The sequence below is a fragment of the Prauserella marina genome (assembly GCF_002240355.1).
Lineage (GTDB): Bacteria > Actinomycetota > Actinomycetes > Mycobacteriales > Pseudonocardiaceae > Prauserella_A > Prauserella_A marina.
In genome coordinates, this window is record NZ_CP016353.1 from 706,496 (window position 1) to 733,456 (window position 26,961).

At 68.3% G+C, this 26,961-nt stretch carries 23 protein-coding genes; 11 read left to right on the forward strand and 12 right to left on the reverse strand.

What is annotated here, in order from left to right; genetic code table 11:
• The first annotated feature begins 177 nt into the window (after positions 1-177).
• Together BAY61_RS03140 and BAY61_RS03145 are read left to right on the forward strand one after the other, a co-directional pair.
• Positions 178-750 carry a sigma-70 family RNA polymerase sigma factor gene (locus BAY61_RS03140; RefSeq protein ID WP_091802306.1) on the forward strand — a complete coding sequence of 191 codons (573 nt, stop codon included), beginning with the start codon at positions 178-180 and terminating at the stop codon, positions 748-750.
• A complete protein-coding gene (locus tag BAY61_RS03145; RefSeq protein WP_245865736.1) occupies positions 751-1,770 on the forward strand; it encodes an anti-sigma-D factor RsdA in 1,020 nt (339 codons plus the stop codon). It begins immediately after the preceding gene.
• A gap of 3 nt (positions 1,771-1,773) precedes the next feature.
• Here the strand turns inward: BAY61_RS03145 and BAY61_RS03150 are convergent, their stop codons facing one another.
• Positions 1,774-2,169: a DUF5319 domain-containing protein gene (locus BAY61_RS03150; protein ID WP_170140129.1), complete on the reverse strand. Its 396-nt coding sequence runs from the start codon at positions 2,167-2,169 to the stop codon at positions 1,774-1,776.
• Between the two features lie 96 nt (positions 2,170-2,265).
• Between BAY61_RS03150 and guaB the strand changes: the two genes are divergently transcribed.
• The 3 genes from guaB to BAY61_RS03165 all read left to right on the forward strand — a co-directional run bounded on the left by guaB (position 2,266) and on the right by BAY61_RS03165 (position 6,970).
• Positions 2,266-3,810 (forward strand): IMP dehydrogenase, encoded by a 1,545-nt coding sequence (gene guaB, locus BAY61_RS03155; RefSeq protein ID WP_091802312.1) that lies wholly within the window; start codon positions 2,266-2,268, stop codon positions 3,808-3,810.
• Positions 3,811-3,971: 161 nt separating this feature from the next.
• Positions 3,972-5,105, forward strand: a complete 1,134-nt coding sequence (locus BAY61_RS03160) for a GuaB3 family IMP dehydrogenase-related protein (RefSeq protein WP_091802315.1) — start codon at positions 3,972-3,974, stop codon at positions 5,103-5,105.
• A 146-nt stretch (positions 5,106-5,251) separates the two neighbouring features.
• Positions 5,252-6,970 carry an FAD-dependent oxidoreductase gene (locus BAY61_RS03165; protein WP_245865738.1) on the forward strand — a complete coding sequence of 573 codons (1,719 nt, stop codon included), beginning with the start codon at positions 5,252-5,254 and terminating at the stop codon, positions 6,968-6,970.
• Here BAY61_RS03165 and BAY61_RS03170 read toward each other — a convergent pair.
• A complete protein-coding gene (locus BAY61_RS03170) occupies positions 6,951-8,285 on the reverse strand; it encodes an aldehyde dehydrogenase family protein (RefSeq protein WP_091802320.1) in 1,335 nt (444 codons plus the stop codon). The genes BAY61_RS03165 and BAY61_RS03170 overlap by 20 nt on opposite strands.
• Before the next feature lie 92 nt (positions 8,286-8,377).
• On the opposite strand from BAY61_RS03170, the gene guaA reads away from it, so the two are divergent.
• Positions 8,378-9,922 carry a glutamine-hydrolyzing GMP synthase gene (guaA, locus tag BAY61_RS03175; protein ID WP_091802322.1) on the forward strand — a complete coding sequence of 515 codons (1,545 nt, stop codon included), beginning with the start codon at positions 8,378-8,380 and terminating at the stop codon, positions 9,920-9,922.
• A 33-nt stretch (positions 9,923-9,955) separates the two neighbouring features.
• Complete coding sequence (locus BAY61_RS03180) at positions 9,956-10,741, forward strand: E3 ubiquitin ligase family protein (RefSeq protein WP_091802325.1); 786 nt, start codon at positions 9,956-9,958, stop codon at positions 10,739-10,741.
• A gap of 7 nt (positions 10,742-10,748) precedes the next feature.
• Here BAY61_RS03180 and BAY61_RS03185 read toward each other — a convergent pair whose 3' ends face one another.
• Positions 10,749-11,033 (reverse strand): hypothetical protein, encoded by a 285-nt coding sequence (locus BAY61_RS03185; RefSeq protein ID WP_091802328.1) that lies wholly within the window; start codon positions 11,031-11,033, stop codon positions 10,749-10,751.
• Positions 11,026-12,294, reverse strand: coding sequence for a PspC domain-containing protein (locus BAY61_RS03190; protein WP_091802598.1), 1,269 nt, complete (start codon positions 12,292-12,294; stop codon positions 11,026-11,028). Before BAY61_RS03190 ends, BAY61_RS03185 begins: the two co-directional genes overlap by 8 nt.
• Positions 12,295-12,425: 131 nt before the next feature.
• Here BAY61_RS03190 and BAY61_RS03195 point away from each other — a divergent pair, with 131 nt between their 5' ends.
• On the forward strand, positions 12,426-13,787 hold the full coding sequence (locus BAY61_RS03195; protein WP_091802600.1) for an ATP-binding protein: 1,362 nt from the start codon (positions 12,426-12,428) through the stop codon (positions 13,785-13,787).
• On the forward strand, positions 13,784-14,452 hold the full coding sequence (locus BAY61_RS03200) for a response regulator (protein ID WP_091802331.1): 669 nt from the start codon (positions 13,784-13,786) through the stop codon (positions 14,450-14,452). Before BAY61_RS03195 ends, BAY61_RS03200 begins: the two co-directional genes overlap by 4 nt.
• On the opposite strand, the gene BAY61_RS03205 is transcribed toward BAY61_RS03200, so the two are convergent.
• Positions 14,420-15,325 carry a DMT family transporter gene (locus BAY61_RS03205; RefSeq protein WP_091802335.1) on the reverse strand — a complete coding sequence of 302 codons (906 nt, stop codon included), beginning with the start codon at positions 15,323-15,325 and terminating at the stop codon, positions 14,420-14,422. The genes BAY61_RS03200 and BAY61_RS03205 overlap by 33 nt on opposite strands.
• Positions 15,326-15,406: 81 nt before the next feature.
• Between BAY61_RS03205 and BAY61_RS03210 the strand changes: the two genes are divergently transcribed.
• The gene (locus BAY61_RS03210; RefSeq protein ID WP_091802338.1) at positions 15,407-16,303 is read left to right on the forward strand and encodes a LysR family transcriptional regulator; all 897 of its coding nucleotides are present in this window, start codon (positions 15,407-15,409) and stop codon (positions 16,301-16,303) included.
• On the opposite strand, the gene BAY61_RS03215 is transcribed toward BAY61_RS03210, so the two are convergent.
• The 6 genes from BAY61_RS03215 to BAY61_RS03240 all read right to left on the reverse strand — a co-directional run bounded on the left by BAY61_RS03215 (position 16,300) and on the right by BAY61_RS03240 (position 22,540).
• Entirely contained in the window at positions 16,300-17,256 is a 957-nt protein-coding gene (locus BAY61_RS03215) for a serine/threonine-protein kinase (RefSeq protein ID WP_091802341.1), read from the reverse strand. The two genes, BAY61_RS03210 and BAY61_RS03215, sit on opposite strands and share 4 nt — an antisense overlap.
• Before the next feature lie 52 nt (positions 17,257-17,308).
• Positions 17,309-18,958 carry a serine/threonine-protein kinase gene (locus tag BAY61_RS03220; RefSeq protein ID WP_091802344.1) on the reverse strand — a complete coding sequence of 550 codons (1,650 nt, stop codon included), beginning with the start codon at positions 18,956-18,958 and terminating at the stop codon, positions 17,309-17,311.
• A gap of 202 nt (positions 18,959-19,160) precedes the next feature.
• Positions 19,161-20,069, reverse strand: a complete 909-nt coding sequence (locus tag BAY61_RS03225; RefSeq protein WP_143021363.1) for a hypothetical protein — start codon at positions 20,067-20,069, stop codon at positions 19,161-19,163.
• Positions 20,070-20,316: 247 nt separating this feature from the next.
• Entirely contained in the window at positions 20,317-21,621 is a 1,305-nt protein-coding gene (locus BAY61_RS03230) for a hypothetical protein (RefSeq protein WP_091802351.1), read from the reverse strand.
• Between the two features lie 250 nt (positions 21,622-21,871).
• Positions 21,872-22,189 carry a hypothetical protein gene (locus BAY61_RS03235; RefSeq protein ID WP_091802354.1) on the reverse strand — a complete coding sequence of 106 codons (318 nt, stop codon included), beginning with the start codon at positions 22,187-22,189 and terminating at the stop codon, positions 21,872-21,874.
• A gap of 72 nt (positions 22,190-22,261) precedes the next feature.
• Positions 22,262-22,540 (reverse strand): chorismate mutase, encoded by a 279-nt coding sequence (locus BAY61_RS03240; RefSeq protein ID WP_091802357.1) that lies wholly within the window; start codon positions 22,538-22,540, stop codon positions 22,262-22,264.
• 219 nt (positions 22,541-22,759) lie between these two features.
• On the opposite strand from BAY61_RS03240, the gene pcrA reads away from it, so the two are divergent.
• Positions 22,760-25,174, forward strand: a complete 2,415-nt coding sequence (pcrA, locus tag BAY61_RS03245; protein ID WP_091802360.1) for a DNA helicase PcrA — start codon at positions 22,760-22,762, stop codon at positions 25,172-25,174.
• A 485-nt stretch (positions 25,175-25,659) separates the two neighbouring features.
• Here the strand turns inward: pcrA and BAY61_RS03250 are convergent, their stop codons facing one another.
• Positions 25,660-26,352 (reverse strand): M23 family metallopeptidase, encoded by a 693-nt coding sequence (locus BAY61_RS03250; RefSeq protein ID WP_245865742.1) that lies wholly within the window; start codon positions 26,350-26,352, stop codon positions 25,660-25,662.
• Positions 26,353-26,961 lie beyond the last annotated feature (609 nt).

Below are 26,961 nucleotides of genomic sequence, written 5' to 3' on the forward strand. Positions count from 1 at the left end.
GTACGATGGTGCGGCGTTCATGTTTTCGCAGCGTGCGGTGTTCCCGAGTGCGTCTGCCGACCGTGAACGAAAACTGGGGGTGCCGGAAGGTACGGTAGGTGTCACCGGCGTGAGGGATCAGAGCCGCACGCCGCCGTCTTTGCACGCCTACACGTAACACCGGGACTGTTGTCTGCGATGGCCAATGTGGGGGATGGACTGGAAGAGTCAGTCGCCGCCGCTGTAGAGGGTGACTCACAGGCGGTCGAGCGACTGCTCGCCGCGATCCGTCCCCTCGTGGTGCGGTATTGCCGCGCCAGGGTTGGCAGGCAGGAGCGTTCGTTCGCTTCAGCAGACGACGTTGCCCAGGAGGTGTGTCTCGCGGTGCTCACGGCATTGCCCTCGTACCGTGATCAGGGGCGCCCTTTCCTGGCTTTCGTATATGGAATCGCTCAGCACAAGGTGGCTGACGCGCATCGAGCTGCGGCCCGGAACAGGGCGGAGCCCGTTGCCGAAGTTCCCGATGAGGTGGAAGGCGGCGTCGGCCCCGAACAGCGCGCCCTGCAGGGCGAGTTGAACGAGCGGATGTCGCAGCTTCTGCAGGTTCTGCCGGATAAACAACGCGAGATCGTGGTGTTGCGGGTGGTTGTCGGCCTTTCCGCGGAAGAGACCGCTGAAGCCGTGGGCTCGACCCCGGGCGCGGTCAGAGTCGCCCAGCATCGTGCCCTCGCGCGGCTGCGTAAGGTGCTGGCCGCTGAGGAGGTGGTCTGAGTGACGGAGCGCGAGAGCGGGGACCGCGAGCATGAGCTCGATGTCGACGCGGTCGAGTCGGCTGGGTCGGTCGAGGATGCACGGGGCCCCTCTGCCGGTGCGGCCGAAATGTCAGCCGTGTCGCTGGATGCCTTTTCGTCAGGGGCCGGTGCGGGCGGGGAAGTCCCGGCAGTGCCCGAGTTGTCGCTGATCCAGGCTGACGACGCACTGCTCGACGCGCTCGGCGGACCGGACCCGCAGGTCGCCGACAGCCTGGGTGACCAGGAACTCAACGCGCTGCTGCTCGCCTGGCGCAGGGACATCGACAGCGAACCGCTCGCCGAACTCGTCGACACCCCCGAGGCCGTCATCACGATCAAGACCGCGGCGCTCGCGAAGCGCAAGGGCGGCAAGGGGCGCAGGAGACGCATGCTCGTTCCCGTCGCCGCTGCCGCCGCCGTGCTCGCGATCGGTTTCACCGGAACGGCGCTTGCCGCGCGCGACGCTCAGCCCGGCGACACGTTGTGGGGTCTGAGCAAGGTTCTCTACGCCGACCACGCCAGATCGGTCGAGGCCGCTGCCTCGGTTCGCACCGAACTCCAGGAAGCCGGTCTCGCGATCGCTCAGCAGCGTTTCGATGACGCTCGGAGAGCGCTGGAGCAGGCGGAGCAGGCGCTCGGCAACGTTGCGGGAGACGAACTGGCCCAGCTCAAGGCCAGGCACATGGAACTCATGGCCCAGCTTGATCAGCCGGTCGACGAGGGCGACAGCCAACCCCCTCCGACGCACATCCCCGACAGCACCTCGTCGACGGTCACCGGTACCAAGCCGAGCGATGTCGTGCCGCCGCCGGCCGGTTCGACCGAGCCGACGCCGACCGAGGACCCGACCACGCCGACGACCTCGCCAAGCGAAACCCCGACCTCGTCGACACCGCCGCCACCTAGTTCGTCGACGGACGACAACAGCGGTACGGAGTCGGACAGCAACAACTCGCTCAACGGGGGTTCCGTCGCGAGCAACGGAACCCCCGGTAACTAGCGATCAGTAGGCGCTTTCGGTCGCCGTGACGCCGTCGGCGAAGCCACGGCAGTAATCCCAGCTCACGTAGTCAGCCGGGTTGGGGTCGTAGGCAGGCTCGTGCGGGCGCATGTGCCCGTCGGCAAGGAGCTGTTCCAGGCTCGCCCTGAGCAAGTGCCAGTCGTGATAGTGCGGCTGGTCACATTCACCGCAGTCAACGACGATTCCCCTGACGCCGCGCGGTTCCAGTAGTGCCTGATAGACGGCGAGATCCGACAGGTCCGCGAGCAACTCGGAGCGCTCGTCGGAACTGATCGGCTCACCTGCGGGTTCGTCCAAGGCGGCGATCTCCTTGGCCGGGTCGTTGGGGTCGTCGGCGAATGGGTCTGGGGGCAACACATCGTGCGGCACGGCCTGCACGGTACCGGGCGGGCCGGGGGGTACGTCCAGATACCATCGTTAACAGGTCCGTATACCCCTGTTGGCTTACATGCCGAGGAAGGTCAGTCGACAGTTATGACGAACGAGTTCCCCCCTGCCGACCTGGTTGCCTCAGCCGAGGCGGATGCCGGTGGCGCCCCGGACAAGTTCGCGCTGCTCGGCCTGACTTTCGACGACGTCCTGCTCTTGCCGGCCGAGTCGGATGTCGTGCCAAGCTCCGTTGACACGAGCACCCGTCTTTCCCGCAACGTCACGTTGCGGGTTCCGTTGTTGTCCGCCGCGATGGACACCGTCACCGAGGCCAGGATGGCGATCGCGATGGCGCGGCAGGGCGGAATGGGTGTGTTGCAGCGCAACCTGCCGATCGAAGAGCAGGCGCAGGCCGTGGAGATCGTCAAGCGTTCGGAGGCCGGCATGGTCACCGACCCGGTCACCTGCTCGCCCGAGGACACGCTGGCCGAGGTCGACGCGCTGTGCGCCCGGTTCCGGATCTCCGGCGTGCCGGTCACCGACGCGTCCGGTTCGCTTGTGGGCATCATCACCAACCGCGACATGCGGTTCGAGGTCGACTTCAGCAGGCCGGTCAGTGACGTGATGACCAAGGCGCCTTTGGTGACGGCGCAGGTCGGTGTGACGGCGGACGCGGCGCTCGGCCTCCTTCGCAGGCACAAGATCGAGAAGCTGCCCATTGTGGACGGCGCGGGCAAACTGCGTGGCCTCATCACGGTCAAGGACTTCGTCAAGACCGAGCAGTATCCGAACGCCACAAAGGACGTCGACGGCAGGCTGCTGGTGGGCGCCGCCGTCGGGGTCGGCGCCGACGGGCATCAACGGGCGATGGCGCTGGCCGACGCAGGTGTCGACGTGCTCATGGTCGATACGGCACACGGTCACTCCCGTGCGGTGCTGGAAACGGTGTCCACCTTGAAGAAGGAACTGGGCGACGCCGTCGACATCGTGGGGGGCAACGTCGCGACCCGGGCTGGCGCGCAAGCGCTCGTGGACGCGGGAGCCGACGGCGTGAAGGTCGGCGTCGGACCCGGCTCGATCTGCACTACGCGCGTGGTGGCCGGTGTCGGTGTTCCGCAGATCTCGGCGATCCACGAGGCCGATAAGGCGTGCAGGCCCTCCGGTGTTCCGGTGATCGGCGACGGTGGCATCCAGTACTCCGGCGACATCGTGAAGGCCATCGCGGCCGGTGCTTCGGCCGTGATGCTCGGCAGCCTGCTCGCGGGGACCGCGGAGGCGCCCGGCGAGGTCGTGCTCGTGAACGGCAAGCAGTACAAGACCTACCGCGGCATGGGATCGCTCGGAGCGATGCGCACGCGCGGCGAGCAGCGGTCCTACTCGAAGGACCGGTACGCGCAGGACGACGTGCTTTCCGAGGACAAGCTCGTGCCGGAGGGCATCGAGGGGCGGATTCCGTTCCGCGGTCCGCTGTCCGAGGTCGTGCACCAGCTTGCGGGTGGACTGCGTTCCGGCATGGGTTACGCGGGCGCCAGCACGATCCCCGAACTACAGCGGGCGCAGTTGGTGCGGATCACCGCGGCGGGCCTGAAGGAGAGCCACCCGCACGACGTGACGATGACCGTCGAGTCGCCCAACTACACGAGCCGCTGAGCGCCCCACACCGCAGTTAGCGGGCTAACTGCGGTGCTTAGCGTAAGCAAGTACCGCGTTTAGCGGGCGGAATGCGGTTCGGGCGGTGCCCCGTGCGAGGGCGGCGGTCGGCGGGTGTCCACAATGAGCCGGCAGCAGTTGGCGGGGAGAAGGGACTTCACGTGCGGGATCTGGTCGAGATCGGGATGGGGCGTACCGCGCGACGGTCGTACGACCTCGATGACATCGACATCGTGCCGTCGCGGCGCACCCGGTCGTCCAAGGTGGTGTCCACCGGCTGGCAGATCGATGCCTACCGGTTCGACCTGCCACTCGTGACCCATCCCACCGACGCCGTGGTGTCGCCGGAGACCGCAGTGGCGATCGGCAAGCTCGGCGGGCTCGGCGTGCTGAACGCCGAGGGCCTGTGGGCCCGGCACGCCGACGCGCACAGCGTCCTCGCCAAGGTCGTCGGAGCCGCGAAGGACGGTGCGCAGGAGACGGAACTGGTTCGTCTGTTGCAGGAACTGCAGTCCGCCTCCGTGAGGATGGACCTGCTCACCGAGGCTATTCGCACGGTGAGGGACTCCGGAGTCACAGTGGCCGCGCGGGTCAGTCCGCAGCACGCCGCCGAGCTGACGCCGTCACTGTTGCGGGCTGGTGTGGAGATCCTCGTCGTGCAGGGCACGATCGTCTCCGCGGAGCACGTCGCCCGTGACGACGATCCGCTGAACCTCAAGGACTTCATCTCCGACCTCGACGTGCCGGTGATCGCGGGCGGCGTGAGCGACTACCGCACGGCCATGCACCTCATGCGTACCGGCGCGGCCGGAGTCATCGTCGGGCACGGCTACACCCCCGGGGTGACCAGTACGGACAGCGTCCTCGGGATCGGCGTTCCCATGGCGACCGCCGTCATCGACGCGGCAGCCGCGCGCCGCGACTACCTCGACGAGACCGGCGGCCGGTACGTGCACGTGCTCGCCGACGGCGGCATGAGTTGCAGTGGCGACATCGCCAAGGCCATCGCCTGCGGTGCGGACGCGGTCATGCTCGGTGCGCCGCTCGCCGTCGCCAACGAGGCGCCCGGGCAGGGGCTGTACTGGACGTCGGCCGCCGCGCACCCTTCGTTGCCGCGCTCGCGGGTCGTCGCGGGCCCGAGGCGCGACGTTGACTTCAAGACGCTGTTGCACGGGCCCTCGCCCGACGCCGAGGGTGTGGTGAACCTGTTCGGCGCGCTGCGCAGGGCGCTGGCCAAGACGGGTTACTCGGACCTGAAAGAATTCCAGAAGGTCGGCCTCGCTGTCCGTGCCTGACCACGTTTAGCCCGCGAACTGCGGTTCCGGGGGCGCCTGGAACAGCAGTTAGCGGGCTAAACGCGGCTCGGGGCGGGCGCAGGGTTGGCGACCGGGCGGTAACTTACCTCTGGTCAGGACGGGGTGGCATGGCTACCCTTTTATCTGTGACTGCGCGTAACACCATCACTGGAGATGGCTCGCCCGACTACGACGTCATCGTCGTCGGCTCGGGATTCGGCGGGAGCGTCGCCGCCCTGCGGCTGACCGAGAAGGGTTACCGCGTCGCGGTCCTGGAAGCGGGAAGACGCTTCGCCGACGACGAGTTCGCCAAGACGTCCTGGGACGTGCGCAACTACCTGTGGGCTCCGGCACTCGGCTGCTTCGGCATCCAGCGTATCCACCTGCTTTCCGACGTCATGGTGCTCGCGGGAGCCGGAGTCGGCGGAGGGTCGCTGGTCTACGCCAACACCTTGTACCGGCCGCTCGCCCCCTTCTACGCCGACCGTCAATGGGCGCACATCACCGATTGGGAAGCCGAACTCGCCCCGCACTACGACCAGGCGAGCCGGATGCTCGGCGTCGTCACCAACCCGACCATCACGCCGTCCGACGAGGCCATGCGCAAGGTCGCCGCGGACATGGGCGTGACCGACAGCTATCACCCCACCCCGGTCGGCGTGTACTTCGGCGCGCCGGGCGAGAGAGCCGCCGATCCGTACTTCGGCGGTGCCGGTCCCGAGCGCACCGGGTGCACCGAATGTGGGTCCTGCATGACCGGCTGCCGGGTCGGAGCCAAGAACACGCTCGTGAAGAACTACCTCTACCTCGCCGAACGAAGCGGTGCCAAGGTACTGCCGCTGACCACGGTCACCGACCTCGCCCAGCGGGCGGACGGCACCTTCGCGGTCGGAATCCGCAAGACCGGAACGGTGGGCAGGCGGTTCACGCACACGCTCACCGCGGGCCAGGTCGTTCTCGCCGCGGGCACCTGGGGCACCCAGCGGTTACTGCACGCCATGCGCGACAAGGGAACGTTGCCTCGACTGTCGCCGAGACTCGGTGAACTGACCCGTACCAACTCGGAGGCCATCGTCGGGGCCGCCCGCACCTCGGTGGATCCCGAGCACGACTACAGCAGGGGCGTCGCGATCACGTCGTCCTTCCACCCCGACGAGAGCACCCACATCGAACCCGTCCGCTACGGCAAGGGCAGCAACGCCATGAGTCTGCTGCAAACCGTCGCGACCGACGGCGGGGCCGAAGTTCCGCGCTGGCGGCAAGCCGTGCGCTTCATGCTTCGCCACCCCGTGCAGACCGCGAAGCTGCTCAACGGTTACCGGTGGAGCGAGCGCACCGTGATCTTGCTCGTGATGCAGAGCCTCGACAACTCCATCACGACCTACACCAAACGCGGGTGGTTCGGCCGCCGCCGCTACACCTCCCGCCAGGGGCACGGCGAACCCAGCCCGACGTTCATCCCCGCCGGTCACGAAGCCAACCTGCGCACCGCCGAACACATCGGGGGAACCGCGGGCGGGACGTGGGGCGAGATCTTCGACATCCCGCTCACCGCGCACTTCATCGGCGGCGCGCCCATCGGCACCAGCGCCGAGGACGGCGTCATCGACCCGTATCACCGGGTGTTCAACTATCCGGGATTGCACGTCGTCGACGGCGCCGCCATCACGGCCAACCTCGGTGTCAATCCATCACTGACCATCACCGCGCAGGCCGAGCGGGCCTTCTCGCTGTGGCCGAACAAGGGAGAGGCCGACCTGCGCCCGGATCAGGCACAAGGCTATGTGCGTCTCGACCCGGTCGCTCCGGGGAGCCCGGCCGTGCCCGCTCGCGCCCCCGCCGCGCTCACAACGCGAACCCGCTGAACGTGGTGGTTTGATCGTCGGCGATCAGCCGGAGCGTGTGGGAAAGCTCAGGCGGTCCGTAAGCGGGGACACCCCCGACGACGATGCCGGTCGCGTCGAGTTCGGTCGAGGCCCGCCAGGCCAGTTCGACGGAGCCGGTGAACACCCCCGCGCGCGGACCGCCCGCCGCGGCGAACATCTCGGCGGGCGAATCCGCGACGGCGACCGCGAGCACGGGGCCATCGACGGTGCCGCGCCATTCGCCGCCGTCGAGTGGCAGGCCGGTGAGCAGGGTTGGCTCGATCGTCGTACCCATCCGCGAGCCGCCGACGCGGATCTTGCCGCCGTTGCCGACAGCTTCGTCGAGCCACGTCTCGACTTCCCGCGCGCGTTCGTCGTCCAGCACGGGACCGACGGACACCCCCGTGTCATAGGGGTCGCCGACAGGTTGCGCGGCGAGGGCTTCGGCGAGTTTCGCGGTGAACTCGTCCGCGACGGGGGCCTCGACGACGACTCGCTGGATGGCCGAGGGGCACTGTCCGGCTTGCCGGGTTCCCGATTCGGCGATGCTCGCCGCCGCGCCGTCGAGATCTGGCCAGTCGGCGAACACCAGCCCGGTCGCCTTTCGCGGGCTAACTGCGGTCGCGACGGTGAGCCGAGGATCCGCGGGCAGCGACGAGGGATCGGGCACGGGCAGCACGGAGAAGTCGCCCTTGCCGAGGCCGGCCTCGGCAAGGATCTCGCCGAGAACGAGCGTGCCCAGCGGGGTGCCGGGGGGTGGGACCAGCAGGAAGGAGGTTCCGGCGGCGAGTGCGGCGGCCGCGTGGTGTGCCGCGAAGCCGAACGCACACACCCGGGGCGCGACGGCGAGGACGGGGCCTCGCGGAACCGTCCTGACCAGCGTGACCTTGCTTCCGTGAGCGTGGTGACCGTCAGCCCGTGCGCTGGAGGGCAACAGCATTTCGCCCGCTAAACGCGGTGCGAGCTGGGCCGCGGCGCGGAAGTCGGCGACGGCGGTCCGCACCTCGTCACCGGCCCAGCGAAGCGGGGTGCCGCTCTCCGCCGTGATGATCTCGGCGAGTTCGTCGGCTCTCCTGACGATCCCCAACGCGATCCGCTCCAGCCGGTCGGCCCGCTCGCGCGCGGGTGCGCGCCGGATTCGATCCCTCGCCGGGACCGCGGCGGCGACAGCGCGCTCGACCTGGTCTTTCTCGGTGACCGCAACCGTCGCGACCTCGGTGCCGTCGTGCGGATGAAGGACCGGCAGCGTGCTGTGGCCCCGCTCGGCGCGCCCGGCGATCCAGGCCGCCCTCGGTTCCGGTGTGATGGCGTCCATAGTGCAGCACCGTAATGGCCACCTGCGCTCAATGCCGGGCAGCTCACCTGGGACGATGAAGCGGAATGTTCGGTTAGGCAGGAGGTCCGGTTGTGGCTGAGGGTCCAGTGCTCGTTGTGGACTTCGGTGCCCAGTACGCGCAGCTCATCGCGAGGAGGGTCCGCGAGGCACAGGTGTACTCGGAGGTGGTGCCGCACACGGCCTCCGTCGATGAACTGCTTGCCCGTGACCCGTCGGCGATCATTCTCTCCGGCGGTCCGGCGAGTGTGTACGCCGACGGCGCACCCGGTATCGACCCCGCGCTTTTCGAGGCGGACGTCCCCGTTTTCGGTATCTGCTACGGCTTCCAGGTGATGGCGAGGGAGCTGGGCGGCGACGTCGCGAACACCGGCACCAGGGAGTACGGCCGTACCGATCTCGCGGTCACCGGCGGGGCGCTGCACGATGACCTGCCCGAGAAGCACCCGGTGTGGATGAGCCACGGCGACCTTGTCGACAAGGCGCCTGAGGGATTCACCGTCACCGCCTCCAGCGCGGGCGCGCCGGTCGCCGGGTTCGAGAACGTCGAACGCCGGTTCGCAGGCGTGCAGTACCACCCCGAGGTGGCGCATTCCCCGCACGGGCAGGAGGTGCTTCGCAGGTTCCTGCACGAGATCGCCGGTATCCGCCCCCAGTGGACGACATCGTCCATTGTGGACGATCAGGTGAGCAGGATCAGGGAACAGATCGGTTCCGCGCAGGCCATCTGCGCGCTGTCGGGGGGCGTCGACTCCGCGGTGGCCGGTGCGCTGGTGCAGCGCGCGATCGGCGACCAGCTCACCTGTGTCTTCGTCGACCACGGCCTGCTCAGGTCAGGAGAGCGCACGCAGGTGGAACGCGATTTCGTCGCGGCGACCGGTGTCAACCTGGTGACCGTCGACGCGAAGGACCGGTTCCTCGGCGCGCTGGCGGGGGTGACCGACCCCGAGGAGAAGCGCAAGATCATCGGCAGGGAGTTCATCAGGGTCTTCGAGGAATCTGCTCGCGAACTGAAGGCCAAGGGCGACGTCGAGTTCCTGGTACAGGGCACCCTCTACCCCGACGTCGTCGAGTCTGGCGGCGGCTCGGGTACCGCCAACATCAAGAGCCACCACAACGTCGGCGGTCTCCCCGACGACCTGCGGTTCTCGCTCGTCGAACCGTTGCGCCTGCTGTTCAAGGACGAGGTGCGCAGGGTGGGGCTCGAACTCGGGCTGCCGGAGACGATCGTGCACCGGCAGCCGTTCCCCGGCCCCGGGCTCGGCATTCGCATCATCGGCGAGGTGACCGCGGACCGGCTGGACACCTTGCGCGCCGCTGACGCGATCGCCCGCGAGGAACTCACCGCAGCCGAGCTCGACAGGGACATCTGGCAGTGCCCCGTCGTGCTGCTGGCCGACGTGCGCAGCGTCGGGGTGCAAGGCGACGGCCGGACCTACGGGCACCCGGTCGTGCTGCGGCCCGTTTCCAGCGAGGACGCCATGACGGCCGACTGGACACGCCTGCCCTACGACGTACTCGAACGGATCTCGACCCGGATCACCAACGAGGTGGCCGAGGTCAACAGGGTGGTACTCGACGTGACGAGCAAGCCGCCGGGCACCATCGAATGGGAGTAGGCGGGTAATCGACAACCTGGGGGTGACCTGACGATGTGGATCGCAGGTGCGGCGCTCGTCGCACTCGCGGTGGCCGCGTTCTACTTCATGCGGCACACCAAAAGTGAACTGCACACGATGATCGGCACGGAGACGCTGTCGATTCCCGAATTGGAGCGGTTTCGTGGCGTCTCCGACGAACTGGGCGCGAAGGGCACGTTCCGCAAGGTTGCCGAGGTCGTCGGCACCGCTCATCCCCGGCCGCAGGGAGCGCTGAAGGCTGAACTGTCCAAAACGGAGTGTGTCTGGTACCGGTTCGAGGTCGAGCGGCAGTACGAGACCGTGGAGTACCGCGACGGCAAACGGCGCCGGACCCGGCGGACGGAGAAGGTCGCGGGGCACACCTCGCAGCACGGATACGCCGTCATCGACGACCAGCGGCGCACCATCGGAGTCGATCCCAACGGCACCAGTCCCGATCGCCCCGAGCAGACCATGGACCGGTTCGAGCCGCACCGAGGTGGTAGCGGGAGCATGGAACTGTTCGGGATCTCCCTGCCCAGCGTGTTCGGTGGCGGCAACAGCACGACGATCGGCTATCGCTACAAGGAATGGGTGATCAGGCCGGGCCGCAGGCTTTACGTACTGGGCGAGGTCCACGATCGCATCGGCCCGCTTGTCATCGGCAAGCCCCAGGAGGGCGGGCATTTCCTGATCTCGACCCGCACCGAGGGGGAACTGCGGGCCGACCGCGAGAAGCGGCACAAGCTTCTCGCGGCCGGGGTGATCGGCGGGACTTTGCTCGGTGTCGTCCTGATCGTCGCGGGCATCGTCAGCTGAGCAACGGCTACCGGTTGCGGCGGCCGTTGCTCATCGACGCTCCCAGCATCAGCGCGCCGATGAGGACCGCGCCTCCCGCCAGCACCCACCTGAGGTCGAAGGTGGGCAGCCAGTTGTTGCCGTCGGAAAGGACGTAGACCGAAACCAGCAGGGTCGCGATGCCTGCCAGCAGGGTCAGCACGTCGAGCCCTTGCCTTCGCGGTTTGACGCGGGCGCCTTCGTCACCGGTGGTCTGGTCGGTGCCGAGGTCGTGACGGGTGGTGGAGTCGGTGTAGTTCTCGTACTCAGCCACGGGTCACCTCCAAAGATCCTGCCGCTGCCTTGACGGTGAGGTTGATGCGCTGGCCACCGGTGCCGTCGTCGCCGACGTCGGTTCCGGTGAGCGGGGCGAGGCCGACACCGGCCTGCTCGCGGCCGAGGCAGGTCGTGTCGCCGACCTTGTTTTCGCAGCTGTAGGTGACGTCGGCGTCGCGGGGAACGACGACGACGGTGTTGCCTGCTCCGTTGTGCACCGAGGTCTCCACGACGGCCGAGGCGGGAAGGCCGGTCAGGTCGAGCCGGATGTCGCCTGCCGTCCGCTCGTACATGGGGCGTACCTCGGCCTCGGTGAGCGGCCGTTCGTGGATGTTGCCGAAACCGCCGCCGAAGTCCTGCATCGGCACCGCGCTGAGCGCGAGCCCCGCGGCCGAGAGCGGAACGGCGAGCCAGATCAGGCCGCGGCTGCCGCCGAGGAACGAACCGAGCACCATCCCGATGCCGAGCACGCCGAGCACCAGACCGGCGACGTGAGCGGGAGTGAACCAGGGCTCACCGCTGACCGCGAGCGCGACGCCGACTCCGGCGACGGCGAGCGCGACGCCGAACGTCGCGAAGCCGATCTTGGACTTGCGCCGCGGAGGCTGCGGCGGTGCAGGTGGCTCAGGCGGAGGAGGGAGGTCCGGAAGGTCCCAGGCCAGCGGCGACGCCGCGAGCGGGTCCCAGGAAGCGGTGGTCTGCTCGCCGCCGTGGCTCGTGCTCGCCGCTGCCTGACCTCCGAGAGGGTAGGTGGAGTAGTCAGTCGCACCCGGTTGGGAGTGCGAAACGGGGGTGACCGGCTTCGGCCGGTTCAGGTGCCCCCTGCTGCGGTGGAGCAGGTAGAGCGCCGTGACGAGCAGCGCGGCGCCGAGTATGCCGCCGCCGTCGAACCAGTTGCCCGCGAACGCCCAGCCCGAAAGGGGAAGCAGCAGCACGCACAGCACCAGCGCGAAGCCCTTCGACACCGAACTCCGGCCCTTGCCGAGCAGGTTCTCGAAGCCGGAGACCTCGTCGTCCTCCCCAGGAAGGAACAGCCAGCCAAGCAGGTAGACGGCGATCCCGATGCCGCCGAAGATGGTCAACGCGACGAGCGCGACCCTGATCACGACGGGATCGATGCCGTACCGGTATCCGATGCCCGCCGCGACACCGGCGAGCTTGCGGCCACTGTGCGGCCGCCGCGGCCTGCTGGCCCAGAAGTCCTTCACCGTTTCCTCGAAGCCGTCGATATGCTTCGAAGCGTTCGTCGCGCCACTCATGCCATTGAGCATGCGGGTCGGCGGTGGGCTCGCGCATCGGGGAAGACCCCTGAACTTGCCGGTGGCGCGGGTCAGGGTGGGGGAAGGGGTCAGGGGTTTCCCTGATGAATCGGGCTTGATCTCGTGTGAACATGGATGACGTGCAGGAACAACCGATCGACGAGCGCGTCGGCTCCTCCGCGCCAACGCCGGTCGGCGCCGAGGTGAGCGGACCGGCCGCCGGCAGGGCCGTCGACGAGCCGCAACCGCCGCCCAAGATGTACCGGCGCCGTTCGGGCAAGGTGCTCGCCGGTGTCGCCGGCGGGCTCGCAGACCATCTCGGCATCAAGGTGCTGTGGGTGAGGGCCGCCTTCGCGGTGCTCGCCGCTTTCGGCGGGCTCGGCGTCGTCGCCTACGGGCTGTTGTGGGTGTTCGCGGCACAGCAGTCGCGCGAAGAAGCGGCCGACTTCGAATCGCCGAAGGAACGGCAGCAGGCGTACGGGCTGATGGCGCTCGGCGTCGGGCTCACCGTGGCCGGTGGCGCCGTCAGTGGGCTCTTCACCGGCTGGGTGAGCGTGCCCATCGCGATCGCCGTCGTCGGTGCCGCGGTGGTGTGGCGCGAGGCCGACGAGTCGCAACGCCGTCGCTGGCGGCACGGGGCCAGATCGGGGGTCGCGGGGGCGTTCCTCGGTGGGGGCGGCTGGTCGGCGGTGGTCAGGGTGCTGGCCGGGGTCGCGCTGGTGATGACCGGCATCGGTGTCGTCGTGCTTCGGGGAAGCAGCTTCGCGCAGGTGCAGTTCGCGCTGATCGCGGTGGTCGCGACGCTGATCGGGGTCGCGGTGCTGACCGTGCCGTTCTGGTTGCGGCTCGTTCGTGACCTCGGGGAGGAACGAAGGGCCCGCATCCGCACGGAGGAGCGCGCCGAGATCGCGGCACACCTGCACGACTCCGTGCTGCAAACGCTCGCGTTGATCCAGAAGCAATCGGAGTCGCCGAGGGAGGTCGCGCGGCTGGCAAGGGGACAGGAACGCGAGCTGCGCGGCTGGCTCTACGGTCCTTCCGGATACGGCAAGGTGAAACAGGCCGATTCGGAGACGGCGGTGTCGCTCGCTCAGGCCGTCGCCACGGTGTGTGGCGAGGTCGAGGACGCCTTCGCCATCTCGGTGCAGCAGGTCGTCGTCGGCGAGGTCGACCTCGACGAGCCGCTGACCGCGCTCGTGCAAGCGGCGAGGGAGGCCATCGTCAACGCCGCGAAACACGCGGGTGTCGACGAAGTCAGCGTGTACGCCGAGGCGGAGCCGACCTCGGTCACCGTGTTCGTGCGCGACCGGGGCAAGGGATTCGATCCCGACACCGTCCCAGCGGACCGGCATGGCCTCGCGGACTCCATCAGGGGCAGGATGGAACGCAACGGCGGTACCTGCAAACTGCGCACCACCCCTGGAGAGGGCACGGAAGTGCAGCTGGAGATGCCGCGCAAGGTCAACGCCAAGACAGCCCAGGGGGCAACGTGACAGACACCCAGCGGGAGCCGGTGACGGTGTTTCTCGTCGACGACCACGCGCTGTTCCGGGCGGGGGTTCGCGCCGAGCTGGAATCGATCACCGATGAGATCAGGGTCGTCGGTGAAGCCGGTTCGGTCGGCGAGGCCGTCGCGGGTGTCACCAGTACGAAGCCGCAGGTCGTCCTTCTCGACGTGCACATGCCGGACGGCGGCGGCGCCGAGGTGCTGCGCAGGCTCCGGCCGGAGCTGCCCGACGTGGTCTTCCTCGCGTTGTCGGTGTCGGACGCTGCCGAGGACGTCATCGCCGTCATCAGGGCCGGTGCCCGCGGCTACGTCACCAAGACCATCTCCTCGAAGGAGCTGGTTCGCGCCGTGGTAAGGGTGTCCGACGGCGACGCGGTGTTCTCGCCGAGGCTGGCGGGGTTCGTCCTCGACGCCTTCGCCGACCGCCCTGGTTCCGCGCCCATCAGCGATCCGGAACTCGACCTGCTGACCCCGAGGGAGCGCGACGTGCTGCGTCTGCTCGCGCGGGGTTACGCGTACAAGGAGATCGCCTCCGAACTGTTCATTTCGGTGAAGACGGTCGAGACGCATGTGTCGAGCGTCCTGCGCAAGACTCAGCTCTCCAACCGGTACGAGCTCTCACGCTGGGCTTCTGACCGGCGGCTCGTCTAGTACCCGGGCGCGGACCCGGGTGAGGGCAACCCCGGCCAGCACGATCACCATCCCGATGACGATTCGGCTGCCAAGCGGCTCGCCGAGGAACCCGACGCCCAGCGCGACCGACACCAGCGGTAGCAGGTAGCCGACCATCGACGCGGCGACGGCGCCGTCACTGGCGATCAGCCGGTAGTTCAGTACGAACGCGAATCCGGTCGAGAACACGCCGAGTATCGCCAGTGCGACGAAAGCGCCGCCGTCGGCGTGGATGGGGGTGAGCCCGCCGACCGGAACGGCGAGCACGAGAAACCCGCTCGCGGTCAGCATCTGCGCCGCGGCCAGCGCGGTGGGGGAGGCGCCGCTGCCGGAAAGGTAGCGGCCTTCGTACACAATGGCGAAACCGTAGGCGGCCGCGGCGGCGAGTATGCCGAGCGCACCCCAACTGACCAGGCCGGATGCCTGCCACGGCGCGAAGATCAGTACGACTCCGGCCAGTCCCAGCGCCAGCCCCGCGGCCTTGGGAACGCTGAGCTGCCGCTCGATGCGCCACACGAACGCGACGGCGACCGCCCACAGCGGGGTCGTCGCGTTCAGCACGCCGGTGACGCTGGAGCTGACCGTCTGCTCGCCGATCGCGAACAACAGAAACGGCAGCGCGTTGTGGAACATCGCGGCAACGCCGAGGTACAACCAGATCCGGCGGCCACGCGGCAAGGCGCGCCTGCCGAGCGCGCACAGCACCAGCAGAACGAGCGCCCCGAGGACCAGCCTGCCGAACACGATCTGGACCGGGGAGAACGCGCCGAGCGCGAGCTTGATCCAGAAGAAGCTCGAACCCCACATCAAGGCCAGCGCGGCAAGGCGCACCAGTGATCTCATCTCGCCCACCTGGCAAGGCTCTCGCCAGCAAACCGTAAGGACAAGCGACTTGTTCTGGAAGCGGCTTAAGGAAAACTGTAAGTTTGTGGGATGTTGGACGTGCGACGCATGCAGGTGCTGCGTGCGGTGGTCACCAGCGGCTCCATCAGCGCCGCGGCCAGAAACCTCGGGTACACCCCTTCCGCCATCAGCCAGCAACTATCCACATTGGAACGTGAAGCGGGGACGGTGCTGCTGGAGCGCATCGGCAGGGGAGTGAGGCCGACCGCGGCAGGCGCACTGCTTTCCGAGCACGCCGAGGCGCTCAGTGATCAGCTCGCGAAGGCGGAGTCCGCGCTCGCCGACCTGAAGAACGGGGCTGAGGGCTCGCTCGCGGTCCGCTACTTCGCCACGGCGGGGGTTTCCCTGGTTCCGCCCGCGGTCGCCGTCCTGCGCAGGGAGTTTCCCCGGCTCAAGCTGGATCTGCGGCTCGTGGAACCGGAGGATCCGCTTCCCGAGGTCGAATCGGGTGACGCCGACGTCGCGATCGTGGTCTTTCCCAGGACGAGCCCGCCGGCGAAGGGCATCGAACTGGTGCATTTGCTCGACGACCCCTATCGCGCGGTGCTGCCCAAGGGGCACGCGCTCGCCCGCAAACGCGTTGTCGACCTGAGTGATCTCGCCGACGAGCAGTGGATCGGTCACGACGGGCCGCAGAGCGGTCCCTGTAGTGAGATCTTGACGAGGGCCTGTGCCTCCGCCGGTTTCTCGCCGTCCTTCGTCGTGCACAGCGAGGATTACCAGACAGCGCAGGGTTTTGTCGCCGCGGGCCTCGGCATCTCGCTGATCCCCGAGTTGGGGCTCGGCTCGCCACATCCGGGAGTCGCCGTCCGCAAGGTAAGGCATCCGGCTCCGGTACGCGTCATCCACGCGGCGGTCGCCGCGCGCGCGAGGGACAACCCGGCCATGCGGACCCTGCTCGGCGCGCTCAAACCGGAAAACGGCTAGACGACAACGGCGACGCCGACGGCGACCACCACGAGGGCGGCCAGCACGACCAGCGCCCACCGCAGGGTTTTCGGTCGCGCCATCCGGCTCGCGGTACCCGGGGCCTGCGCGGCCCGAGGTTGCACCCTCGGCGGTCGAGGCATCACCGGGACCGTGGGCATCGCGGGGGCCGTCGGTGGCACGAAACCGGCCTGCTGCCCACGAGTGATGGCCTTCAGCGCGATGATCGTGTCGTTCATCGTCGGCCGCAGTTCGGGATCGGCGCGCAAAAGTTTCAGCACCGCCCCGGTCAGTGTGCCGGAACGATTGGGCACCGAGGGAGGGCCTGTTCCGTCGCTGCCGAAGGGCGGTGTTCCCTCCACCGCGGTGAACAGCGTGGCGCCAAGCGAGAACGCGTCGCTGGCAGGGCTGGCGGGCTCGCCGGCGGCCACCTCGGGGGCTTGAAAGGCGGGATCCGGTGTCGCGTCGGATATCCCGATGTCGGTGATCTTGACACCGCCGTCGTCGGCGAGCAGGACGTTGCGTGGCTCGACAACCCGGTGCGAAACCCCGATCTCGTGCGCGGCCGCGAGCGCCGAACCGAGCTGGACGCCCAGATAGGCGGCCTGCTCCGGCGTGAGCTGACCGTGCTCGCTGAGGAAGTCCGCCATGTTGCGCGAAGGCACGTACTCCATGACGAGCCACACGTCGTCGTTACCGCCGTCGTGGAAGACGTCGTATACGGCGATCGCGTTGGCGTGCACGACCCGCATCGCCTGCTGACCCTCGCGCAGCGTTGCCTCGCGCGCTTGATCCGCCCCGCCGGGGCCTGCCTGGACGAGTAGTCGTTTGGCGGCGACGGTTCTGTGCAGCATCGTGTCGAAGGCGAGCCAGACGATGCCTGCCCGCCCGCGACCGATTGGCTGGTCCAGCCGGTACCGCTCACCGACGAGAGCGCCTTCTGTGTCGTTCACGCAGCCCCTTGTACCCCAATGCCGGTCAAACGAGTATCAACCCAGCCTCAGGTTACTGACTGGCCGAAGTCTCGCTGGGTGGCTCCGACGGCTCGGTCGTCGGCTGAGGCGGATCGTCCGTCGTCGGTTCCGGTTCCGGTTCGGTCGTCGGCACCTCGTCCGACGTCGGAGGCGGCGCCTCGGTCGATGGCTCGACGGGCGGGGGCTGGACCGGCGGCTCGTAGGTCGAGGATTCGACCACCTCGCTCGTCGGCTCCGGCTCCGTGGTCACCTGCGACGAGCTGGTTGTCGTCGTCGGCAGGTTCTGTGTGGTCGCCGCCGGCCGCTGCGGATCCTGCTCGGCGTCGCCGCCGCCGGAGCCGCCGAACACCCAGATCGCGAACGCCGCCATGCCGATGACGACGATGCTGCCCACGATGGCCGGGATCTTCCAGTTGCTCTTGGCCTCCGGCTCGTCGGCAGGCGGCTCGTCGTAGGCGGCGGCGCCGTACGCGTCGCGACCGCCCCTGTTGTCGTAGCCGCCTCTGTCGTCGTAACCGTCGTAGTTGTCGTAACCGTCGTCGGCAGGAACGGCGCGGGTGGCTTCGAACCCCCTCGTCGCGCCCGGCCCGGCCTGCGCGGCGTGATAGTTGTCGTAGTCCTGGTCGGGGTAGCCGTCCGCCGGTTCGTACCTGTCGTCGCGCGAAGTGCCGTAGTACCCGCCGTTCGCGCCGTCGCCAAGGGTGCCCGAGTGGCCTGCGGGCAGGTAGTCGTCACCGGCGCCCGCCGCGCCGAGTGCCGCTCCGGCCGCGGCAGCACCGAGCACCGCCGTGCCGGTGCCGCCGCCGACGGCGGGCTGCACCTGAGTGGTGCTGTCGGGGGAGCCGCCGAGCGGTGTCTCCCCCCTCGCGACCGCCGTCAGCAGTTCTTCGCATTCCTCGGACGTCGGCCGGTGCCGCGTGTCGGGGTGCAGCATGACCGCGAGCACGCTGGTCAGCGGCCCCGACTGCCGCGGAGGATTGATCTGGCCTGCCGCGACCGCGTGGAGCAGGCTCAACGTGTTTTCGCTCAGCCCGAACGGTGGCTGGCCCTCCGTCGCGGCGTACAGCGTCGAACCGAGCGAGAAGACGTCCGATTCGGGCCCGGGGTCGCCACCGATGGCCACCTCGGGTGCGAGATAGGCGGGGGTACCGGCGATCATGCCGGTCTTGGTGACGGTGACGTCGTCCTTGGCCCGGGAGATGCCGAAGTCGGTGATCTTCACGAGGCCACTGCCCGCCAGCAGGATGTTGCCCGGCTTGATGTCGCGGTGGACGATGCCCACCGCATGAGCCTCCTTGAGCGCGGCGGCGACCTGCGCGCCGATCTTCGCGACCTCGGAGGGCGGCAGCGTCTTCCGTTTCTGGAGTTCCTGCGCGAGGCTTGTCGACGCCAGGTACTCCATGATCAGGCACGGCTGGCCGTTGTCGTCGGTGACGACGTCGAAAACCGTGATGGCGTTGGGATGGTGCAGCCGGGCCGCGATCCGGCCCTCGCGCATCGTGCGCTTGCGTGCGTCCTCAGCCTCGTTGTCTTCCAGCCCTGGTTGCAGCAAGAGCTGCTTGATCGCGACCGTGCGGTGCAGTATCTCGTCCTGCGCTTCCCACACGGCCCCCATGGCTCCGGTGCCGATCCGCCTCTTGACGCGGTAGCGACCGGCAACCAGGCGACCCTCGTCGCTCACGCGACCTCCTTCGGGCTCCTTCAGTGATTGCGACGCTGGGCCTGGAAGCGCGTCGCACGTGTGGAGCTTAGGCACATACCGGTGATCCTTGGTGCCGGCTTACCGAGACCGACTCGTGACAGGTTAGGCCGCTCACTCTTCGCACACGGAGGCGGCACTGTTCGAGGCTGTCCCAGCGCCCATGTGGATGACGCCGCTCGCCCTACTTAGGTTGCACGCTCAGCAGCTTTGCTTCCTTGATTACGGTGTGCGGGCGACCATTCACGCTCAGTTGCTGAACGACGGTGAGCGGATTGCCGTCGATGGGGACGATCGTGATGACGGCGCGAACCGAACCGTCTGGTTTTTCGGTGAGCTCGTCGACCGTCACGGACGCCATCGAGCGCCACGCTTCGACGAGCTGATCGCGGTCGTCACCTGCCAGAGAGGGGGCCACCATGCTCAGCGCGCCGACGGGGTCGTGGTCGACGAGCGCGTAGAACTCGCGGACGACCCGCGTGTTGTCCTGTTCCGGTGCGGCTTCGCTCGTCGCGGGCAGCGTGTTCTCTGCGGCGACGGGTTCGATGGCGGCATCGGAGACGTCGTGGGCGCGGTGAGCCGTGTGGATCTCGCCCGCGCCGTGCGGGGTCGCGACGTCACCGGTCGCGCGACCGTCAGTGCCGGTGCCGCCGCTCACTGGTACCGCGCCACGGGTGGCCAGCGGCTTCCTGGAAAGTGCCTTCGAAGCGGGAACGGCGAAGCCAGCCAGCGCCGCGGCGCCGGTGATCTGCAAGGGAGCGTGAGCGGCGGCCTGCGAGGCGTGCTCGCCGTCGCCGGCGAGTGTCGCCGCCACGACGATCGCGGCGACCAGGAACGCCGTCGCCAGTATCAGCGCGCCGAGCTTGGCTCGCCGTGCCAGCTTGTTCTCCGGTTCGGGCGGCGGCCCGAGCTGCCTGCGGCGCGACAACGCGCTGGGCGGCGGGAGATACCTGCGCTGCTTGCCGACGACTTCGCGCGGTCGCTCGTCGTCGACAAGGGGCTCGGCCAACGCGTCGCGGAGGATGTCGTCGCTGAGGACGTCCTCCACTGTCGTCGTTGCCGGGCTGAATCCCGAATGGCGCCGGTCGTGCACTGTCGGTCCTCGTCTGTTTCGCCTCGTGGACTTGGAGTTCGGACCCCGAGCAACAGACAACCGTTTCGGGGGCTCCGCCACCACCCCCTGTCGGTGGACAGTCGTCGAAACACGACGAGCGGCCAACGGTGTCACCTGGTTAGAGCAACCTCGGACCGTTCGCCGCACTGCACGTGCAGCGGAATGTGCGAAAACAGCGTGCATCCGCAGGTGAAGCGCCTATTCGGGGGTGAGATCGAACCTCGGTTCACTGCCCGTCTTCGGCGATCTTCGACCCGTCCCCGAAGATCAGTTTGCGGGTTTCCTGAGTCTTCGATCCGTCAAGATGGGTTACCTCGACGGAATTAACCGTGTATCCCTCGTTCTGGTCGATATAGACGTGCTTGACCTCGAAGTAGGCGATGTCCGCGTACTTGCTGCGCAAGCCATCTGTGCCTTCCGCGGCCAGTTCGCCCGTCGTCATCTCGTGGGCGGTCTCCGGGTCCTCGGTGACGGTGTTGAGGTAGTCCTGTGACCGCTGCCCGATGGTGTCCGCGTCGTGGGCCGGCAACAGGTACCGCTCCTTCGACTGGGTCATCGGAGCCTGCGTGACCTGCGGTTTCTGCGGCTTCGGCTGAGCGGGCGGGCCGGAATCCCCCGGCGGTCCCGGCTCGGCGGGCGGCGCCGACCCAGTCGGTCCGGTTCCCGGCCCCGAAGGGTCCGTGCCGGACTCCGACGGGGGAAAGGTGCCTTGCCATGGCGATGTCGTGCGGAACGAGACCGTCGTGTCCTGGGCTGTCGAGTCCTCGCCCGGAGCGGGAGCTCCCCTGGTCGGGGACGAGTCGCGTGAGGTGGGTGCGCCTCCGTCGAGCGGGGCGTCGTCGGCGTAGTCCTCGTCGGGCAGCAGTGGAGCGTTGCCTCCGCGATCCGTCCAGCCCTCGATCGCCTGACGTTCCTCTGGAGGCTGGCTGACCAGCATCGTTCCGGCGACCAGCAGCGCGACGACGACCCCTCCTGATGACAACGTCGCGAACCACGCGGCCTTGCGCCAGCTCCGGGGCGGGGTGACCGACGCGGGCACGGAGCCGAGATCGAACTTGCCGAGACCGTCGGGAGGTGGCGCGACGTACACCCTCGCCTCGTCGTCGGCCGGGGTCACCGTGCACGGCGTCGTGAGTGTGACCTTCTTCCTGCGCGACGGTTTCTCGTCGCGAGGCGGCCCCGCCTGCTCACCGGGACTGCCCCGCTCGGCGGGACGGGGCAACACGGTCGGCGCGGTCAACGGCAGTTCGCCACGGGACGCCGCGAACTCGACATCCTGTGGTTTCGGTGAAGGGGCCTGCACGGGCAGGCCGGGAAGGGTGGGTGCCGTCGTGTCGAACGGATCGCTCCGAGGGACATGCCGCCTGCCGAAGGGCATCGCAGGGGCGGCCGCCCGCGATGCGGGGGAGTAGGCGACCACGGCGGGAGTCCAGGTTTCCGCGCCCTGTGCCCGCCGGTGCCTGCCCTGGTTTGGTTGCCGGTATTGAGGAGTGGCGAAGCGGTACTCGGTGAAGTCGGCCCTGCCATTCATGCCAGCTGGACTCCCCCGCGAGGTCCATCTGACGGCACCGGCACCCCTGTTAAACCGAATGGAGCAGCCGGATACTGAGCATCTGCACGGCACGCTGCACGTGCGGCGCTTTCACGCGCGCGCGGGACACCGGCAGGATTGCTCACGCGGCACAGACTAGGAGTCTTTCGGCCCTGGTGGCGGATCAGAGCCCGAAGCGGGCCCTGATATCACTCCTCTGGGCGCACCCATGTGCCGAGAAGCCGGTGTGCTAACGGCCGCCGGTGCGGTACTTCGACTGGGTCGACTGCAATGCCTTCACGGCCGTACCGCCACTGCCGACGGCCAGGATGATCGCCACGATGTCGAGCGCGGGACCTCCCGAGGTGAGCAGAAGCGCCAGCAGGGAAAGTGCCGTGGTGCCGCCCGCGACCGCGAACCGCGACCGGACGTACTGGGCGATGGGCGCACCACCGGCCCGCTTGTTCGCCGCGCTGCTGAGCATGGCGAGGTAACCCGCGTGCCCCAGTGCCGCGAGCACACTGGCGATCGCGATCAAGAAGGCGACCAGGTGAATGATCGTGTCCATGGTTCCAGTGTGCCCGCTGTGGGGGACGCGTGGCTCGGGGGAACACCCTGAGATTCCGCGACGCCCCGTGTTTCACCGGCCGAGCCGGCCCCTGCCCAGGTTGAGCAGCGCCATCGCGAGCTGACGGCCCTCAGGGCCCAGCTCCCGGTAGCGGGCGAGGACGTCCATCTCCCTGTTGTAGACGATGCGCGGCCCACCTGCCGCCATACGGGCGGCTCCGATGGTCTTGGACACCTCGGCCCTGCGTTTCACCAGTCGCAGAATCTCGGCGTCGAGCCAGTCGATCTCTTTGCGGAGTTCGTTGATGTCCTCGGCCGCGGTTTCGCCAGCGTCGTGGGTTTGCGCGTTCATGTCGACCTCCGGTCGTTCCCGGCCCCGCAACCGGCCCTGGGCCGACAAAAGCCCCGGGTCCGTGGACTCCGGGGCTTGCGGTGATGGCGGATGGGGCACTACGCGATCACGGGAGCCGGAGTCCGGATCCCGTAGAAAAATCGAAACGCGTCGTACCGCACGGCAGCGAGTATGGCACATAGTCACTTCGTCAGAGGGTCCAGGTAGCGTGAAGTCACAATGAGCACCCTCTTCGATCTTCCATCGGAACCGGGCAAGTACGCGGATTTGCTCGACGACTTGAACCCTTCTCAGCGAGCGGCCGTCGAGCACACCGGTCCGCCGCTTCTCGTCGTGGCCGGAGCCGGTTCCGGCAAGACGAGGGTGCTGACAAGACGCATCGCCTACCTGCTCGCCGCGCGGCACGTGCACCCAGGGCAAGTCCTCGCGATCACGTTCACCAACAAGGCCGCGGCCGAGATGCGGGAACGCGTCAGCGAACTCGTCGGGCGCAGGGCCAACGCGATGTGGGTCTCGACGTTCCACTCGATGTGCGTGCGCATTCTCCGGCGCGAGGCCAAGACGCTGGAGATGTCGTCGAACTTCTCCATTTACGACGCCGACGACTCGCGGAGGCTGCTCACGCTGGTCGCGCGCGATCTGGATCTCGATCCGAAGCGGTACCCGGCACGCACGCTCGCCGCGCACATCTCCAACTTGAAGAACGAGCTGGTCGACGCCGATTCCGCGGCGTCGGCGGCGGCCAACGACTTCGAGCGCAGGGCCGCCGAGGTCTACGGCGAGTACCGGCGCAGGCTCGGGCTGGCCAATGCCATGGACTTCGACGACCTGATCATGCGCACGGTCGAGTTGCTCCAGGTATTCCCCGATGTCGCCGAGTACTACCGGCGGCGGTTCCGGCACGTACTCGTCGACGAGTACCAGGACACCAACCACGCGCAGTACACGCTGGTGCGTGAGCTGGTCGGCACCGAGGTGACCGAGTCGGGAGTCGAGCCGTCCGAACTGTGCGTCGTCGGCGACGCCGACCAGTCCATCTATGCCTTCCGTGGCGCGACCATCCGCAACATCGAGGAGTTCGAGCGCGACTTCCCCAGCGCGCGCACGATCCTGCTCGAACAGAACTACCGCTCGACGCAGACCATCCTTTCCGCCGCCAATGCCGTGATCGCGCGCAACCCCAACCGCAGGGACAAGCGGCTGTGGACCGCCTCCGGCGACGGGGAGAAGATCGTCGGCTACGTCGCTGACAACGAGCACGACGAGGCTTCCTTCGTCGCCAACGAGATCGACGCGCTCGTCGACAAGGGCGAGGTCAAGTACTCCGACGTCGCGGTCTTCTACCGCACCAACAACCAGTCGAGGGTGTTCGAGGAGATCTTCATCCGGCTCGGGCTTCCCTACCGGGTCGTCGGCGGCGTGCGATTCTACGAGCGCCGTGAGGTGAGGGACGCGCTCGCCTACCTGAGGGTGCTCGCCAATCCCGAGGACACGGTGAGCCTGCGGCGGATCCTCAACGTGCCGAAGCGGGGAATCGGGGACAGAGCGGAAGCCGTCGTCGCGACTCACGCCGAGCGGGAACGCGTCTCGTTCGCCTCGGCACTGCGCGACGCGGTCGCGGGCAAGGTGCCCCTGCTCAATCCCCGGTCACAAAAGGCCATCACCGGTTTCGTCGAGTTGCTCGACGGGCTTTACGAACTCGTCGAGACCGGTGAGGAGGTCGCCGACGTGCTGGAGGCCGTGCTGGAGCGCACGGGCTACCGCGCCGAACTTGAGGAGTCGGACGATCCGCAGGATGCCTCGCGGCTGGAGAACCTCGACGAACTGGTCACCGTCGCGAGGGAGTTCACCGAATTCGCCGAGGCGACAAGGGAAGCGGCGGAGCCGGACACCGCAGATGTCCCGGAAGCCATTGACGCCGCCGACGCCGGAGTTCCCGAGCCCGGTTCGTTGCCCGCGTTCCTCGAACGGGTTTCGCTGGTCGCCGATGCCGACTCGATCCCTTCCCCCGACGGAGAAGAGGAAGAGGAGGACGCCGGTGTCGTCACGCTCATGACGGTGCACACGGCGAAGGGTCTTGAGTATCCGGTCGTGTTCGGCACCGGTTTGGAAGATGGCGTTTTCCCGCACATGCGGGCGCTCGGCGAGCCGAAGGAGCTGGCTGAGGAACGCAGGCTGGCCTATGTCGCCATCACGAGGGCGCGGCAGCGGCTGTATCTCTCCCGTGCGCTGATCCGTTCGGCGTGGGGCCAGCCCATGACCAACCCGGCTTCCCGGTTCCTCGACGAGATTCCCGGTGAATTGGTCGACTGGCGACGGCTGGCTCCTTCCGGCGGATCGGAGGGCGGTTCGCCGCGTGCCGCGACCACGTGGGGCCGCAGGTCGGGGTTCGGTGCCGATTCGGGTGGTTTCGGAGGTCGTTCCGCGCCGGCGAAGGGCTGGAAGGACGGCTGGAAGGACACGGTCGCGCTCAAGCTCGACGTCGGGGACAGGGTCAGTCACGACAAGTACGGGCTGGGGACGGTCGTCTCCACCGACGGTTCGGGGCCGAGAGCGACGGCGACCATTGATTTCGGTGGCACGGGAACCGTGCGGTTGATGCTCATCGGCAGCGTGCCGATGGTGAAGTTGTAGCTTCGGTTCGGCGGCGTCCGGAAATTGTCGGACCCCTTCGCTAACCTCGTTCTCGAACACAAGTTCGATGAGCTGAGGGGTGTGCGATGGGGGTTCGGCAGGTGTGCGAGGCGGTCGGCACGACCTTCGTCAGGTCTTGGCATGCCGGGCGTCGCGCCCGGCTGAGCGAGGGCGCGGGTGGCCTGCCGCGTACAGCCGTTCGCGGGCTCGTCGCTGCCGCTGTCACCGTCGGCAGGGTTGCCGTTCGCGGGATTGTCGCGTGCAAGGGTCGCTCCCCGGGCGGATCCGGTCGATCGGCGAGCGCTGATGTTCCTCGGGTGTATCGCGATGCCGGTGACGACGAGCGCGACGATAACAGCGTCAGTAAACGCGCGAGCGCGTTCATGATGTCGATCAGTGGTTCTCGGGCGGTCGCCTGGACTCAGGGCGCCACGGAAGCCGTCGGGGCCGCCGTGACGCCAGGGTGCCGCCTGGGCGCGAGAGCGTCAGAAGCTGACGCCGTGCTCCGCGAACCACGAGGCGGGGTCGATCTTCTGGCCCGCGGGGGTCCACACCTCGAAGTGCAGGTGAGGGCCGGTCGACTGACCGCGGTTGCCCATCTCGGCGATCTGCTCGCCTGCCTTGACCTGCTGACCGACGCTGACGTTGTAGCTGTTGATGTGGCCGTACACGTTGATCGTGCCGTCTTCGAGCTGGACGCGGACCCAGAGGCCGAAGCCGCTGGCCGGTCCTGCCTCGATCACGGTGCCGTCGGCGGCCGAGACGATCGGGGTGCCGATGCCGTTGGCGATGTCCACGCCGTAATGGGTCGTGCCCCACCTGGCGCCGTAACCCGAGGTGAACGTGCCTTGGGCGGGAACGACGAATTTGGGCCGCGCCGCTTCCTCGGCGGCGATGCGGGCTTCCTCGGCTTCCCGCTCGACGCGGGCGTCGGTGACCTCGGCGCTCGCGGTGAGCTTCTCGACCTCGGCCGAGGCGTCGGCGGGGCGGGCAACCTGGAGGAGTTCGGGCGCTCCGGCTGGGGCGTTGCCGCCGCTGCCGAGTGCGGCGCTCGCGTCGCGAGTGTTGGCGAGGGGGGTGACATCCGGGCTGGCTTCGGTGCTTCCTGAGGCTGCCTGCAATGTCTGACCAGCAGCGGCGGCGGCGAAAGCGCCTGCGGCGACTGCGGCGACAACCACGCGGCCACGCAGGGCCGACGAGGGTGCGGGGAGCCTATGGGAACCCCGGACGCGAACGACCGCACCGTCCAGTGCGTCTTCGAGTGCCGGAGAAGGAGCTTGGCCGCCGGGGGAGCGGTGTCGAGCCAAGACAGGGCCTTCCGTTACGCGGGGAGCCAGGTCTCGGGCGCCGGGCGGGGGAACCCGGTGAGTGGTTTCGGGGGGTAACCACTCGTGAACGCACGTGACTCCGGGGAGCCGCGCTTGTCCAGTCCGTTCGTGACCTGACCGTAATGGGGACTGCGGGACAGTAACGAAGGGGAACGGTCCGGAGCAAGATCCGGCCCCGGTGTGGGCCGAACGAGGCGGCCATGCCGGGGTGCGGGTGACTGAATGACGCAAGGTAGAAAGGGGGTTGCTCCATCTGGTGTGACTTGCGTTACAGATGCGCAACCGGTGGCGAAGCGACACGATTCCCGGCTCGCCGGGCGAATGCGGATCCGGCTCGTTGCCATTGCTAGCGTCGGCTGCGGCAGAGCGCACGAATACGTAAGGCAGAGCGGACGAACCGGCCGTTGCGCGTCGAGACGCGGGCGAAGCCCCACAGGGGTGGTGACCGCCGGACGGCGG

Excerpts from the sequence above, each read along its gene's own strand:
- BAY61_RS03140 (WP_091802306.1), top strand. The coding sequence starts at position 178 with ATGGCCAATGTGGGGGATGGACTGGAAGAGTCAGTCGCCGCCGCTGTA.
- guaB (WP_091802312.1), top strand. The coding sequence starts at position 2,266 with ATGACGAACGAGTTCCCCCCTGCCGACCTGGTTGCCTCAGCCGAGGCG.
- BAY61_RS03170 (WP_091802320.1), bottom strand. The coding sequence starts at position 8,285 with ATGGACGCCATCACACCGGAACCGAGGGCGGCCTGGATCGCCGGGCGC.
- BAY61_RS03180 (WP_091802325.1), top strand. The coding sequence starts at position 9,956 with ATGTGGATCGCAGGTGCGGCGCTCGTCGCACTCGCGGTGGCCGCGTTC.
- BAY61_RS03190 (WP_091802598.1), bottom strand. The coding sequence starts at position 12,294 with ATGAGTGGCGCGACGAACGCTTCGAAGCATATCGACGGCTTCGAGGAA.
- BAY61_RS03195 (WP_091802600.1), top strand. The coding sequence starts at position 12,426 with ATGGATGACGTGCAGGAACAACCGATCGACGAGCGCGTCGGCTCCTCC.
- BAY61_RS03210 (WP_091802338.1), top strand. The coding sequence starts at position 15,407 with ATGTTGGACGTGCGACGCATGCAGGTGCTGCGTGCGGTGGTCACCAGC.
- BAY61_RS03230 (WP_091802351.1), bottom strand. The coding sequence starts at position 21,621 with ATGAATGGCAGGGCCGACTTCACCGAGTACCGCTTCGCCACTCCTCAA.
- BAY61_RS03235 (WP_091802354.1), bottom strand. The coding sequence starts at position 22,189 with ATGGACACGATCATTCACCTGGTCGCCTTCTTGATCGCGATCGCCAGT.
- BAY61_RS03240 (WP_091802357.1), bottom strand. The coding sequence starts at position 22,540 with ATGAACGCGCAAACCCACGACGCTGGCGAAACCGCGGCCGAGGACATC.
- pcrA (WP_091802360.1), top strand. The coding sequence starts at position 22,760 with ATGAGCACCCTCTTCGATCTTCCATCGGAACCGGGCAAGTACGCGGAT.